This is a genomic window from Microcoleus sp. K4-B3 (assembly GCF_036704615.1).
Lineage (GTDB): Bacteria > Cyanobacteriota > Cyanobacteriia > Cyanobacteriales > Microcoleaceae > Microcoleus.
On the sequence record NZ_JAUBSF010000069.1, the window covers coordinates 25,568 to 39,077 of the forward strand.

Annotated in this window: 11 protein-coding genes; 6 read left to right on the plus strand and 5 right to left on the minus strand. The window is 45.1% G+C overall.

What is annotated here, in order from left to right; genetic code table 11:
- The first annotated feature begins 145 nt into the window (after nucleotides 1-145).
- Both dacB and QUA78_RS23640 read left to right on the plus strand, forming a co-directional pair.
- Nucleotides 146-1,618, plus strand: coding sequence for a D-alanyl-D-alanine carboxypeptidase/D-alanyl-D-alanine endopeptidase (dacB, locus tag QUA78_RS23635; RefSeq protein ID WP_445302370.1), 1,473 nt, complete (start codon nucleotides 146-148; stop codon nucleotides 1,616-1,618).
- 217 nt (nucleotides 1,619-1,835) lie between these two features.
- Nucleotides 1,836-2,732 (plus strand): alpha/beta hydrolase, encoded by an 897-nt coding sequence (locus QUA78_RS23640; RefSeq protein ID WP_333302934.1) that lies wholly within the window; start codon nucleotides 1,836-1,838, stop codon nucleotides 2,730-2,732.
- A 148-nt stretch (nucleotides 2,733-2,880) separates the two neighbouring features.
- Here QUA78_RS23640 and QUA78_RS23645 read toward each other — a convergent pair whose 3' ends face one another.
- Together QUA78_RS23645 and QUA78_RS23650 are read right to left on the minus strand one after the other, a co-directional pair.
- Nucleotides 2,881-3,105 (minus strand): helix-turn-helix transcriptional regulator, encoded by a 225-nt coding sequence (locus QUA78_RS23645; RefSeq protein ID WP_333302932.1) that lies wholly within the window; start codon nucleotides 3,103-3,105, stop codon nucleotides 2,881-2,883.
- Between the two features lie 29 nt (nucleotides 3,106-3,134).
- Nucleotides 3,135-3,608 carry a Coq4 family protein gene (locus tag QUA78_RS23650; protein ID WP_333302931.1) on the minus strand — a complete coding sequence of 158 codons (474 nt, stop codon included), beginning with the start codon at nucleotides 3,606-3,608 and terminating at the stop codon, nucleotides 3,135-3,137.
- Nucleotides 3,609-4,169: 561 nt separating this feature from the next.
- On the opposite strand from QUA78_RS23650, the gene QUA78_RS23655 reads away from it, so the two are divergent.
- A complete protein-coding gene (locus QUA78_RS23655; protein ID WP_333302930.1) occupies nucleotides 4,170-4,889 on the plus strand; it encodes a hypothetical protein in 720 nt (239 codons plus the stop codon).
- A gap of 119 nt (nucleotides 4,890-5,008) precedes the next feature.
- Here QUA78_RS23655 and QUA78_RS23660 read toward each other — a convergent pair whose 3' ends face one another.
- Nucleotides 5,009-6,493 carry a NarK family nitrate/nitrite MFS transporter gene (locus tag QUA78_RS23660; protein WP_333302928.1) on the minus strand — a complete coding sequence of 495 codons (1,485 nt, stop codon included), beginning with the start codon at nucleotides 6,491-6,493 and terminating at the stop codon, nucleotides 5,009-5,011.
- Nucleotides 6,494-6,793: 300 nt separating this feature from the next.
- On the opposite strand from QUA78_RS23660, the gene QUA78_RS23665 reads away from it, so the two are divergent.
- Nucleotides 6,794-7,231: a hypothetical protein gene (locus tag QUA78_RS23665; RefSeq protein WP_333302926.1), complete on the plus strand. Its 438-nt coding sequence runs from the start codon at nucleotides 6,794-6,796 to the stop codon at nucleotides 7,229-7,231.
- Nucleotides 7,232-7,399: 168 nt separating this feature from the next.
- On the opposite strand, the gene recA is transcribed toward QUA78_RS23665, so the two are convergent.
- The gene (gene recA, locus QUA78_RS23670) at nucleotides 7,400-8,551 is read right to left on the minus strand and encodes a recombinase RecA (protein ID WP_333399052.1); all 1,152 of its coding nucleotides are present in this window, start codon (nucleotides 8,549-8,551) and stop codon (nucleotides 7,400-7,402) included.
- Between the two features lie 318 nt (nucleotides 8,552-8,869).
- Here recA and QUA78_RS23675 point away from each other — a divergent pair, with 318 nt between their 5' ends.
- Both QUA78_RS23675 and QUA78_RS23680 read left to right on the plus strand, forming a co-directional pair.
- Nucleotides 8,870-10,486, plus strand: coding sequence for a glycosyltransferase family 39 protein (locus tag QUA78_RS23675; RefSeq protein ID WP_333306877.1), 1,617 nt, complete (start codon nucleotides 8,870-8,872; stop codon nucleotides 10,484-10,486).
- 231 nt (nucleotides 10,487-10,717) lie between these two features.
- On the plus strand, nucleotides 10,718-12,253 hold the full coding sequence (locus QUA78_RS23680) for a peptide ligase PGM1-related protein (protein ID WP_333306875.1): 1,536 nt from the start codon (nucleotides 10,718-10,720) through the stop codon (nucleotides 12,251-12,253).
- Nucleotides 12,254-12,446: 193 nt separating this feature from the next.
- Here QUA78_RS23680 and lepB read toward each other — a convergent pair whose 3' ends face one another.
- Nucleotides 12,447-13,055 (minus strand): signal peptidase I, encoded by a 609-nt coding sequence (lepB, locus tag QUA78_RS23685; RefSeq protein WP_333306873.1) that lies wholly within the window; start codon nucleotides 13,053-13,055, stop codon nucleotides 12,447-12,449.
- Between the last annotated feature and the right edge of the window lie 455 nt (nucleotides 13,056-13,510).

The following is a 13,510-nucleotide window of genomic DNA, read 5'->3' on the forward strand; positions in this document are numbered from 1 at the left end:
CTCTCGCGCATCTAATTTGAATAGTTATTACAGCAGATTGCAAGTTTATGAAGTACACCGAGCGATCCCCGTAGGGACACGGCATTGCCGTGTCCCTACAAGGGTTAATTTGAAGAGTTATTGTTAAGGAACTTGCACTTTGAAAATCAAAGGAATTGCGGTTAGTTTGTTAGTCCTAATTCTGGGGCGTCCGTCGGCGGTTGCTGCTCAAACGCCGACGGTTGCTGGGGATATTTGTCCTGAGGAATTGGGGGCACAAGTAGATGCGATCGCCAACCGTCCGGAATTTAGTCGATCGCGCTGGGGCATTTTGATTCAACCTCTATCTTCTACTGCTACTCTCTACAGCCGCGATGCCCAAAAATATTTTATTCCAGCATCAAATGTCAAGCTGCTAACCACAGCCGCTGCTTTGCAGAAACTCGGTGCAGATTTTCGGATTAAGACATCGGTTTACAGCGGCGAAAATGGGAGTTTGTACGTTGCCGGCAGGGGAGATCCGAGCATTGCGGAGGCTCAGTTGAAATCCTTGGCGCAGCAGTTGAAACAGCGGGGAATCAGTCAAGTTAACCAGTTGATTGGCGATGACAGTTATTTTCAAGGCAGTGCAGTCAATCCGAATTGGGAATGGGAAGACGCGCAAGCAGGCTACGGAGCGCCGATTAACAGTTTAATTTTCAATCAAAATGCGATCGAACTTCTTTTGTCCCCGCAGGATCTCGGGCAACCGCTGAAAGTTACTTTTGCCGAACCAAAGCTGGCAAATCAGTGGCAAATTCAGAACAATTCAGTGACAGTCGCCCAAAACGAATCTGAGTTTATTGAAGTTGGCCGGGAGTTCGATCGACCTGCAATTCGAGTTAGCGGACAGTTGAAAGTTGGTGCAGAATCAGAACCAGCTTATGTCGCCGTTGTCAACCCCGCTAATAATTTTTTGCAGTATTTTCAACAAGCCCTGGCGGCGGAGGGAATTCCTGTTAAACAGGCTTTCGTTGCATCTGCTTCTGGGAATTTTAATCAAGAATTAGCGACCGTTGAATCGCCCCCGATGGCGGAATTGGTGAAAGAAACTAATCGAGAAAGCAACAATCTTTATGCAGAAGTTTTATTGAGGTTGCTGGGAAAAGTTACAGACAAGATTCCCCTGCCGCAAACACTCACAGGCAAGATGCCTGTGCCACAAGAGGATACAGGTGAAATCGGTTTGAAAGAGTTAAAAACAGCTTTAACTCAATTAGGAGTAAATCCAAACAGCTACATATTAACTGACGGTTCGGGCTTGTCTCGGCACAATTTAATTAGTCCAGAAGCCTTGGTGCAAACTTTGAGATTTATGGCCAATTCACCTGCTGCATCTATTTACCGCCAGTCACTGCCGATCGCGGGCGAGAACGGCACTTTGAAAAATCGCTTAAATATTACACCAAACCGCGTAGTTTTGCAAGCTAAAACAGGAACTTTGAGCGGAGTTTCGGCGCTGTCGGGATATATCGAAGTTCCGAATTACGAGCCGCTGGTGTTTAGCATTATCGTGAATCAATCTGACCTATCGGCTGCAAAAATGCGATCGGCAACTGACGAAATTGTGCTATTATTGAATCGCCTGCGCCGCTGTTAAAACAATACATTTAAGGTGATAAAATTAAGATTAGTAATTACACCTAAAAAACAGGACACCGAAAAACCCTACAAGTTTTAAGTTTAATTAGATTGCAGTGGCGGGACTCGAAAAGCAGCTACAATAAAAGCAGAAACATTAAAACCATTGGGCCGTTTCAGCCTGCTACCAGTCGGCGGGTTCTGTACTTCCCCAAAATAAGTCTAACTTTCCAACTATGAATTCTTTCGATTCCGAACAGCAACACATTTTTGTCGAAACCAACAACATCCGCCTGCACTGCGTTTCTCAAGGAGAAGGCGATCTCGTTCTGCTCCTGCACGGGTTTCCAGAGTTTTGGTACTCTTGGCGCCATCAAATCCCTGCCTTAGCGCGTCATTTCAAGGTTGTGGTGCCGGATTTGCGCGGCTACAACGATTCCGACAAGCCGACAAGCGGCTATGATTTAGATACGCTGAGCGCCGATATTCGCGGTTTGATCGATCGGCTCGGCTATACAAAAGCTCACATTGTCGGTCATGATTGCGGAGGTGCGATCGCGTGGCACTTAGCTCAAAAATTCCCCGAAAAGCTCAACCGCTTGGCAATTTTAAACGCTCCGCACCCGCAGCGATTCGTGCAGGAAATGGCGAGCAATTTAGATCAAATCCGCCGCAGTTGGTACGTTTTGGCTTTTCAGGTTCCCGGCATTCCCGAATGGTTGATCCAACAAAACTTGAAAGATTTTGTGAAAAATGTTTTTCAAGGACAAGCTGTTCGCAAAGGAGCTTTTAGCGCTGAGGAAACAAAGATTTATCAGACTGCTTTAGAAAAGCCGGGAGTGTTAGCGGCAGCGATGAATTATTACCAGCAGATGTTTCACCCGCAGCGGCTTTGGCATTGGGGACAGAAATTAGAACCTGTGACAGTGCCTACTTTGGTGCTTTGGGGAGAAGAAGATGCGTTTTTGAGCCACAAACTTGTAGAAGGTTTAGACCGATTAATTACGGCTCCGTTTAAGTTGAAATTAGTTCCTAACTGCGGTCACTGGATTCAGCAGGAAGCACCGCAAACGGTGAATCGAGAATTGCTGAGTTTTCTGAGAAATTCTTCTCCTTCTTTGGCTTTGGCATAGAAGGTTTTAAACATGGCAAATTAAAACCCGGTTTTACAGGTAAACCGGGTTTTAATCTGTCTAGGAATATGTTTTTGTAGGGTGCGTCGTGCGTAGAGTTTCTGGATTACCAGAGAATTAAAGCTAGCTGACGCACCCTACTTATTTATCAGTCCCAGAGCAAATTTTCTTGGATCAGCAGTGCAATCATCGCACTTCTGGAACAAACACCGAGTTTGATAAAAATCCGCCTCACGTAAGTAGCAACCGTCCAATGACTGATATTTAAATTTTTGGCAATACATTTGTTTGGCAGGCCTTGGGCTACTAATTGCGCGATCGCTCTTTCCCGTGGACTCAGGCTAATTTCCGGTTTGTCACTTGTGCTTTGCATACTTTTGCAATGAGGTAACGAGTTAAAATCTAATCAATTAAGGGTTGAATTCCGAGTTTTTCTCGAACTTGAGATAAAGGAGTTTCCCAATCAGATGCAACATCCCAGTCTATTAGCCGAGTGGCTAGTTTTCCGTGTTTTAAGCCTTTGATAATTTGTCCGATCGCGCATTTGCCGCCGATCAGTCCAACTAACACTAAAATCGCACAGGAAGGACGAAATACTTGAGCGCGAGTAAACGCTTGAAGTACAAATTCATCTTCTGTTGAAGCTGAAAGACCGGTCAGAACGTGCCAAACGTCGTGGTTTCGCTGAATCCAGTCTCCCGATGCGATCGGCTCAAAGCCTTGTTCGTCTAGAAACCGCGCCACTTCGCACCCTAATGTTCCTGCTGGCAGTTGGCGCAATTTTTCCAAGTCTATTTCAAAATGTCGATCGCTCTCAATTTGAGGATTAATTGTTCGAGCCATCTTTAATATAACTTCTAATTGACCGTCAGCCATGATTGATTCTCCCTTCAACAATGATTTAAGTTTCGGGCAAATTAATTGGTGTTTGTCAAGTTCATTTTTGCGCTGAATCAAGACAACTTTTTTTACCGACTCAGCTTAGAAATCGTACTTTCTGTCACAGCAATTGGCTTTCAGGAGCTTTTACATTTCTTTACAAACAGCCTCAGAGGTAAAATCTGCCAGTTGTCAAAATCGGGCTAGTGTTAGTTACCGCAACTTGACCCACCGGGAAGTAACCGTAAAATCCACAGTATCTAGCGGTGATTGGAACTCCCTTACTTACGTATATAAATTTATTCTGCTGCTCATTATTGGAACCTGCAATGAGTCAGAAGTTGAACCGTGTAAACCAAGCGATGCGGGTGCTAGCAAGTGAAGAGAGTTGAAGGGATCTGAAGTAAGGTGAAGTTATGCAGAGTTGATGCCGGGGATGCTCCGCGCCCAGGGTCAGACGAGTGCGCAGTCGCTCAAATGAGTGTCACTCATTTGAGCGACTGGTGAAGTATTTACATACTAGGTATAATAAAGTATAAATTCATAAAAGGTATTGCCATGAAACGACTTAATATTTGGTTTTATGCAGGAGTTTTGTCATTAATTTGGTGCCGTGCTGCTAGCGCTACCACTTATGTTAATCCCAACGGTCAAACTACTTTAAACCTGTCAGAAAAAGGGAACAATCGCAGCAGTTTTTACTTGACCAAAGTAGGCAATCGGGAATTTTTGGGCAATATTAAAATTACCCGTTCCGAAGGAGCAGCAGGCTCTTACTATTACAACGGAACTTTCAAAGATAGTGCGAGTGGCCCTGGCAAAAAAATTGTTTGTTCTGGAGATATTACCATTGTCACCCGTCAAGTTGGAAGCAGCAGCCAATTGGGAGCCGAAGTTACTTGGAAGGTGAAAGCAGGAGAAAATTGTCCTTCTGTGGGCAAGACAGTTAAAGTAAATTTAGTCGAAGCTTTACCGCGTCCTAATGCAAGTGGCGACTATACTTCTAGCAATGCTAATACTTGGTTGACTGAAACTGCTGGTTCTGGAACTTGGCCATTGTGGCGAATCACCTCACGGGATGGAAAACTCAACTGTCGCCAGACGCCAAACGGAGCAATTAAACAAGTTTACAGCGCGAACAAAGATAAAATTTTCGGTGAACTCAGGGGAACAAATGCAATTAAAATTGAGAAAGGTCAACCCTGGCTGCTGACAACAAATGGCTGTTATGTGCGCGCTAATTCTCAATACATTCAGCCAATTTCTTTGCCACAGTAAGTGACAAAAGTGATAAATAAACTGCTGCTCATCTCAAAGCCAGACTTCTTAAATAAAGAAGTCAGCCTGCTGGGTGTTCTGTTGTTTTAAGTTGTTCTAATTAAAACTTGATTTGCGATTTAGTGGCCCAGCAGCATAGCTTCTTCTGGCAAATCTTTGCTTTCAATAACCTTCGGTTCCTTCAGGATAAAAACACAAAGGAAGCACACAATTACAGCAGCAATTCCGAGTACCTCAAAGAAGCTGCGGTTGCCTGCAACTGTTTGGGGCAGAAAGCTATAAAGGGTGGCGTAAATTACAGAGCCGACACTGCCGTAAGCACCGATATTTCCGGCAATTTGACCAGTTACTTCTCGTTTAATTAAGGAGGCGATTCCAAAAGTTGCGCCTGCTGCGGCGAAGACAAAGAAGGCACATAACATGGTCATGATAATCACAATTGCTAAATGCCAGTTGGCAGTAATTTGGCTCATAATTAAATACCCCAACCCTACTCCGCCGGTCATGACTGTCAGCGTCCACTTGCGGCTGCCGATTTTGTCAGAAATTAAGCCTCCGGCTGGACGGCTGACCAAGTTCATCAGGGGATAGGTAGCAGCTATCGGCCCGGCGATCGCATGATTTATATTGAAGGTGTGTTCAAAAAATTCCGGTAACATAGAAACCACAGCGAGCTCTGAACCAAAGCTGACTGCATAAGCTAATTCTAATACGAATACTTGACTGATTTGATAGCGTTCTTGAGGTGGGTAATGTTTTTGACTGGTGACAACTTCTCGGTTAACTTCCCAAGCTTTGTAAGCCTGAATTAAATAGAGTGCTGTCAAACTAATCCAAATAGCGTACATCACATTTGCAGTCAGAAAATTTGCTTTCTGCAACCGCCACACAATCAAAGCTAAGGCACCAAATAGAGGAATATTGGTCATTGACAGTGCCCAAAAGCTTTTGGCGCTGGTGACTTCCATTGCGCCGTTGCGGGCCGGGCGCTGATAGACTTTGCCGGGAGGAGTGTCTTGAACGTTGCAGTAAAAAATGACTCCGAAAACTGCTGTGGCAATCCCAGTAAGGGCGATCGCCAGCCGCCAATTTGTGTGTCCGACTGAGAGAAAAGCTGTTCCTGCCGCGATCGCTGGTAACGCTGCTTCTGCGGCAAAAGAGCCAAAGTTGCCCCAGCCTCCATAGATACCTTGAGCGAAGCCGATATCTTTTGGGGGAAACCATTCGGCAACTAAGCGAATGCCAACCACGAATCCAGCGCCGACAATTCCCATTGCCAAACGGCTCAAAACCAACTGATTGAAGTTTTGGGCAAAAGCGAATGCCAGTGTCGGAAATGCTGCATACACTAGGAGTGAAGAGAAGGTGATGCGAGGCCCGAAGCGATCGAGCAACATCCCGATAATAATACGTGCAGGAATTGCGAAAGCTAGATTGGACAGACTGATGATTCTGGCTTGCCCAACTGTCAGTCCCAAATCGTGCTGCACCGTTGTGCTGAAGGGTGCGTAGTTGAACCACACTACGAAAGTTAAGAAAAAAGCAAACCAACTCAGGTTCAGAATCCGAAAAGGCCCTCTGAACGATAAAAGCCCTTGAAGCATATATAACTTGTCCTAATAAATAATACAGATTATTAATTTCGAGTTGACTTTCTAACTGTTTGGGGTAACGGTTTTTTTACGATCGCGCTTTTATGTTGCGTTCCAATTCAAGTGGATGTCCAGAGGAAAAATTGTATACAAAGTTACTGTTTGCGCTCAAAACCCCAACTGGCGCATCGAATTAATGCAGATATTGCATTTAAACCTAATTTTAGTAATAAATACTTATTGCGTTAAAATAAAAAAAACAGTATATTTGAATACAGAAATTAAATTTATTTTAATAACAGGTAAGTAAAAATGCTTGTACGCTTAACCGAAAGAGAAACTCAGCAAGGCGATCGCCACTCAACCAGTGCCATGAACAACGGATTAAAGGTTAAATCAAGACTTTTTAGTTTTCTGACAGTATGTGTAGCAGTGGCTGGATGCTTGGGAACTGCTTCTGGGGCGATCGCCCAGGAAGCTCAACCGCAAGTAAAAGCACAGGCGATCGAGCAATCCAATCAGCAGCCAGTCAACAGCACGACAAGTCAACCTAATGCTGTGCCTCAAATCGATGCAGCAGCGCAAGAAGAAATTGCTCAGATGTTGCTGGGATTTATCTATTTTGTGTTGCCAATGGGTGTGGGCTTAAGTATTTTTCTGCACGACAAATATGCTCAGAAGCGCTCTGCTACTCTCAACCAGCAGATAGAAGTTTTAGAGATTTCCTTCAACCAAACTCCTCAACATTAAACGTGAAATACTCTTATTTTAGATCCCCGACTTCATCGAAGAAGTCGGGGATCTTTGTATTATCTCAAATGCTTTACCCCTACATCTTAAAAAAACAGAATAAACAGAGCCCCGACTTCTTTAAAAAGTCGGGACTCTAACAGCTATCGGATTTATTGACTAAAAGATTTAGATTTCTTCCAAATCCTCTACATCATCTACACTGTCTACATCATCTACATCATCTACATCATCTACATCATCTACATCATCTACATCATCTACCTCAATAGGAGCGACAGAATTAGCAGAAACCAGAGCACCAGTCTCAAGTTTCTTTTTAACTAGCTCCTCAATTTCATTTTTGAAATCGATGTTTTTCTCCATGTGCTGGATCACTTTGTCTCGTCCTTGAGCTATGTTCTCTCCGTTGTAGCTATACCAAGAACCTTTTTTCAGAATTACTCCCATTTCGTCGGCCAAGTCAGTCAGACAGCCTAAAGTAGAAATGCCTTTGCCAAATACAATGTCAAATTCGGCAATGCGGAAAGGCGGAGCAACTTTATTTTTAGCAACTTTAACTTTCGTGCGGTTGCCGTATTCTTCTGTACCTTTTTTCAAGCTTTGAATGCGGCGAATGTCGAGCCGCACGCTGGCATAGAATTTGAGTGCGTTGCCGCCGGTTGTTGTTTCCGGGTTGCCGTAAGTTATGCCGATTTTCTGCCGCAGTTGGTTGAGGAAAATGACGGTACAGCCGGATTTGCCGATGTTGCCGGTGATTTTCCGCAAAGCTTGACTCATCAATCGGGCTTGCAAACCCATGTGAGAGTCGCCCATGTCGCCTTCGATTTCGGCGCGGGGGACGAGGGCGGCTACGGAGTCAATTACTACGATATCGACGGCGACGGAACGCACGAGTTGATCGACAATTTCCAGGGCCATTTCGCCGGTATCCGGCTGGGAAACTAAGAGATTTTCAATATCGACGCCCAAAGCGGAGGCGTAGGTGGGATCGAGGGCGTGTTCGGCATCGACGAAGGCTGCGATACCGCCGGATTTTTGGACTTCGGCGATCGCGTGGAGGGCTAGAGTGGTTTTACCGGAACTTTCCGGGCCGTAAATTTCAATAACTCGACCTTTTGGCAAACCGCCGCCCAAAGCAATGTCCAGTGTCAGGGCTCCGGTGGGAATGGTTTCTACCCTCATGCGAGTGGAGTCTCCCAATCGGACGATCGCCCCTTTGCCAAAGCTGCGCTCGATTTGGGAGAGTACGGAAGTTAGAGCTTTTTGCTTTTCTGAGTTTTCAGTGGAAGTTTTTATAGACGTTTCTTTTTTTGCCATTTGCGGTACGCGGGTAGACCCCTTGCGGAGCTTGTTGATTAACTGTACAACACGTATGTTAGCAGTTATTTTTGGGGTCTGGAGGTTCTGGGAGGATCTGGTTGAAGATTCTTGATTTTGGGGGTGGTTCAGCCTCAGCCAGCTTTCACAAGGCTCCGATCTATAAGGTATTCGGCATCCGGCAGAGGGTAGAATTATTGTCTGTTGGGGTATGTACTAGGTATCGATCGCTCTCGGAGTGAGGTTTAAGATGGTCTACAGTGCCAAATTCCGTGAAGCGTAGCTATCCTGCGGGGAATCGCCACAATTAGGACAAGCATGGGATCTACAACACATCAAGACACATCTGTTAATACCAAAAATTCCCGCTGGCTGATGAGCTTATTGGCGATCGGCATCTTATTAGGTATCGGATTTCGGTTCTTTGAAATCGATCGCAAACTTTACTGGCACGACGAAGCTTACACATCAATCCGCGCCGCTGGTTTCACCCGCCAAGAAATCGACGACGAACTATTCCAAAACCGGATTGTTCCGGCACCAGAATTGCAAAAATATCAGCGGATTAAACCCGGGAGTACAGAAGCAGACACAATTCGTTCTTTAGCACTGGAAGACCCGCAGCATCCGCCTTTATACTTTCTCCTGGCTCGTTGGTGGATGCAGCAATTTGGCAGTTCTCTAACAGCATCCCGCAGTTTGCCAGCACTATTGAGTTTGCTGTCGCTACCTTTGATGTACGCTTTAGCTCAGGAACTTTTTGCCTCTAATTTGGCGGCGTTATTAGCAACAGCACTTTTGGCTTTATCTCCCTTTGACATATTGTTTGCTCAGACAGCAAGGCAGTACAGTTTGCTGACAGCTACAGTTATTGGCAGCAGTTGGCTGCTGCTGAGAGCAGTGCAGTTGGGAGGTTGGCAAAATTGGGTATTTTACTCGCTGGCGATCGCCATTGGTTTCTACACTCACCCTTTCTTCAGTTTAACTCTCATCGGACACGGAGTTTTTATAATTGCTTACTGGTTGTTTGTCAAAAAAAGAGAATTGGAAGGTCACGTAACTAATTCCCTATTTTTTCTAGCAGTAATAGCAGCTTTTATATTGTATTTCCCGTGGATTTACGTGCTGGCAACCAACCTGGAACGAGCATCAGCTACGACTGATTGGACGCGAGTATCTCCGGGTTTGCTGTATCTTGTCAAATTGTGGGCGCTCAGCTTTACAGCATTATTTTTTGACTTCGATTTAGGCTTTGATAATATCTGGACTTATGTGCTGAGATTGCCATTTTTGCTGTTAATTGCCGCAGCGATTTACAAAATCTGCCACCGGACTAGCAGTTCAACTTGGCTGTTTATTGTAACATCAATTTTTGTACCTTTTTCGATCCTGGCGTTACCGGATATAATCCTAGGTGGCAAACGTTCTGCCGTCAGTCGCTATCTGATTTCCTGCTTTCCGGGAGTGCAGCTAGCAGTTGCTTACTTGCTCGCCTGTTACCTGAAAACTCAACAGCGGTTTTGGCAAGTCATTTTAGCCTTGGTATTTACAGCAAGTATAGCATCCTGTACGGTCAGCGCTTTTTCTGATACTTGGTGGAGCAAAGACTTGAGCTATTTTAATGCTGAAGTTGCCAAAATTATTAACAAAGAGGCGATAGCTAACCGATCGATTAAAGATACAATTGTAATTAGCGATCGCGGGAACGATTTTACGAACATGGGAGATTTGCTTTCTCTGAGTTATTTGATCGACAAAGACGTGCGGTTGATCCTGATGAGCCAGTCGCCAGAAATCGAGATGCTGAACAAATATTCGGCTCCCCTGGTGTTCCGCCCTTCGGAAAAATTGCGATCGGCACTCAAGCAAAATCAACGCCGGTTAGAGCCTATATTGGAATATGCCAAACTTTTTCGAGTGCGGCGAGCTTCTTAGAGCAGTTCAGAAAAGTGATACAGATAGATTGTACGCTGTAGGGACACGGCAATGCCGTGTCCGGCGCGGGGATTAGGACACGGCACTGCCGTGTCCCTACTATTTGGACATTTTTTTCAATATTCCCGTTAAGGTGCGTCAGAAAAAAACTGTGTCAGTTGTCTCAAGTATTGGGGCTGACACACCCGACATCATCAGCAATAATTATTTGAATACTTAGGATTAAACGCAATGCAAGAGTTAAATAATTCATCTTCCGAATTCGCAGAGGAATTTCGCAATCTTCAAAAAGAATTACGCGAACGTTGGCGAGCTATCGAAGAATTCGACAGCGGAGATTGTGACATTATTATCATTCCTTCTCTCAGCTTAGATCAGCAAGAAATGAAGAAAGTTGAGGGTGCTTACCACTACGAAGAGCGGCATTTATTTTCATTGATTCGCCTGCGAAATCCCCGCACGCGCTTAATTTACATTACCTCAGAGCCCTTGCACCCGATGATTGTGGATTATTACCTGCAATTGTTGCCGGGAATTCCGTTTTCTCACGCGCGCGATCGGCTTTTGCTGTTCTGTGCTTACGATGCTTCTGCCAAATCCCTCACCCAGAAAATTTTAGATCGTCCCCGCTTGATGGAGCGCATTCGTCAAGCAGTGCGGCCGACAAAATCTTATATGGTTTGTTACAACTCGACGCACTTAGAACGCGAGTTATCTGTTAAATTGGGGATTCCTTTGTGGGCCAGCGATCCCGATCTTTTATACTGGGGAACAAAAAGCGGCAGCAGGCAAATTTTTAAAGAATGTGGCGTGCCTTATCCTGACGGTTCCGAGTTGGTTTGGAATGCGGAAGATTTAGCGGAAGCTGCGGCCGGGCTGTGGGAACGGCAGCCGCATTTGCAGCGGATTGTAATTAAGTTAAATGAGGGCTTTTCCGGGGAGGGAAATGCTATTTTGGAACTGAAGCCGATCGCAGGTAAAGCGCCTCAAGAAAGAGTCAAAGCAATTGGCGATCGCTTCCATAATTTGCGCTTTCAATCCACAGGCGAAACCTGGGAAAATTTTAGCAGCCGCATTCCCGAATTAGGGGCAATTGCCGAAGCATTTATCGAAGGAGAAAAAAAGTTCTCGCCCAGCGTTCAAGGCAGAATTGTCCCCAGCGGCGAAGTAGAAATTCTCTCAACCCACGATCAAATTTTAGGAGGCCCAGACGGTCAAATTTTCTTGGGCTGCCGATTTCCGGCGGACGAATCTTACCGGCTGGCGTTGCAGGAATTGGGATGGAAAGTCGGGCAAAACTTAGCTAAAAAAGGCGCTTTAGAAAGATTTGGAGTAGATTTTCTCGCGGTGCGGCAACCAGACGGCAAGTGGGATATGCAAGGAATAGAGATCAACCTGCGCAAGGGCGGCACAACTCATCCGTTTATGGCACTGAAGCTGTTAACAAATGGTCGGTACGAACGTTCGACAGGATTATTTTACAGCCAGCAGGGCCGTCCGAAATATTATGTCGCTTCTGACAATTTGAAAAAAGAGCGGTATCGGGGATTATTACCGAATGATTTGATGGATATTATTGCTGACAATCAACTGCACTTTGACAGCGGTACTGAGACGGGGAGTGTGTTTCATTTAATGGGCTGTTTGTCGGAGTTTGGCAAATTGGGATTGACGAGTATCGGCAACTCGCAGCAAGAAGCAGAGGAGATGTATAACAAAGTTGTGAAAGTGCTCGATCGCGAAACGTCAGGCGATTTTAGATTTTAGATTTTAGATTTTAGATTTTAGATTTCATCCAGTCAGTCAGCTTAGATCCCCGGCTTCTTGAAGAAGTCGGGGATCTAATATCCCTCGCGTTTTGTATAGCAACCGGCAAGACGATTAGGATGTTCTTAATCACCCAAACCATTGCTATTATTGAATTGGCCTTCTTGCTTCTTCCTTCTTCCTTCCGTTATAGCTAATTTTTAGCGGGATAAAGGGGCGTGGGGTCGATCGAACCTGTGCGGTTGAGCGGCCAAAAACGCACAATTGCCCTACCGATAATATTTTGCTTCGGCACAAAGCCCCAATAATGGCTGTCACAGCTTGCATTGCGGTTGTCGCCGAGCACCAAGTAAGAATTTGGAGCTACAACTACAGGCCCGTAGGGATACTGTGGAATTTCTTCAATATATTTTTCCTGTAGCGGCTGCTTGTTAATAAAAACTTTTCCCTGTTTAACTTCCACAGTGTCTCCTGGAAGTCCGATCACTCGCTTGATATAGGCATCTTTGATCGGCGGCGGCTGTCCCGTACACAAACTAGCTGGATCGGGAGGCATAAACACTATAATATCTCCTCGCTGGGGCTCTTGGAATCGATAGCTCACCTTATCTATAATTAATCGATCGTTAATTTGTAAGGTTGGAAGCATCGAGCCGGTGGGAATGTAGCGAGCTTCGGCAACCAGGGTGCGGATGCCAAAGGCTAAAAATGCTGCTAAGCCGATCGTCTTAATTCCTTCTATCCAAGGATTTTCGGTGTCTTGCGGAGGTTTTTCGTCGGCTGACTTGTCTAGACGAGTCATAAGTATTAAGTGACTGGGCTGGATACAAATTATAAACTTAATTCGGAGTTTTTTCAGGAAATCTGCAAAATCTTCGCCGGCGGGGTGGGTTTTTCCATTAGTCCTGCAGACGAGTGCAAAACCTCTATTTGTGTTGAAATAATCTTTTTAGGAGCGGGCTAGGAGTGCCGCCTCCTCAAAAAAATATTTGTTGCTTCACAGGCATCTGCCTCTTACCTCAAACGCGCCTGGTAAGAAACCCGGTTTCTTGCATAGATATATCGTCCTCAACCTCTTATTTTCCGTATAAACCGAGTTTCTGAGCGCAACTCCCATTCATATTTCTTACTATTGACAGAACTCTTTTAAGGATAAAATTTTTCCAGGCTGACACACACCTGGTAGAGTCGATAGGGGAATTTCTACCCCTACCTCTCCTTCAAAACGGAACGTGAAACTTTCGCTTCATTCCGCTC

Coding starts and splice junctions, on each gene's coding strand:
- QUA78_RS23660 (WP_333302928.1), bottom strand. CDS start 6,493: ATGCTTCAAGGGCTTTTATCGTTCAGAGGGCCTTTTCGGATTCTGAAC.
- recA (WP_333399052.1), bottom strand. CDS start 8,551: ATGGCAAAAAAAGAAACGTCTATAAAAACTTCCACTGAAAACTCAGAA.
- QUA78_RS23665 (WP_333302926.1), top strand. CDS start 6,794: ATGCTTGTACGCTTAACCGAAAGAGAAACTCAGCAAGGCGATCGCCAC.
- QUA78_RS23640 (WP_333302934.1), top strand. CDS start 1,836: ATGAATTCTTTCGATTCCGAACAGCAACACATTTTTGTCGAAACCAAC.
- QUA78_RS23680 (WP_333306875.1), top strand. CDS start 10,718: ATGCAAGAGTTAAATAATTCATCTTCCGAATTCGCAGAGGAATTTCGC.
- QUA78_RS23650 (WP_333302931.1), bottom strand. CDS start 3,608: ATGGCTGACGGTCAATTAGAAGTTATATTAAAGATGGCTCGAACAATT.
- QUA78_RS23675 (WP_333306877.1), top strand. CDS start 8,870: ATGGGATCTACAACACATCAAGACACATCTGTTAATACCAAAAATTCC.
- QUA78_RS23655 (WP_333302930.1), top strand. CDS start 4,170: ATGAAACGACTTAATATTTGGTTTTATGCAGGAGTTTTGTCATTAATT.
- QUA78_RS23645 (WP_333302932.1), bottom strand. CDS start 3,105: ATGCAAAGCACAAGTGACAAACCGGAAATTAGCCTGAGTCCACGGGAA.
- lepB (WP_333306873.1), bottom strand. CDS start 13,055: ATGACTCGTCTAGACAAGTCAGCCGACGAAAAACCTCCGCAAGACACC.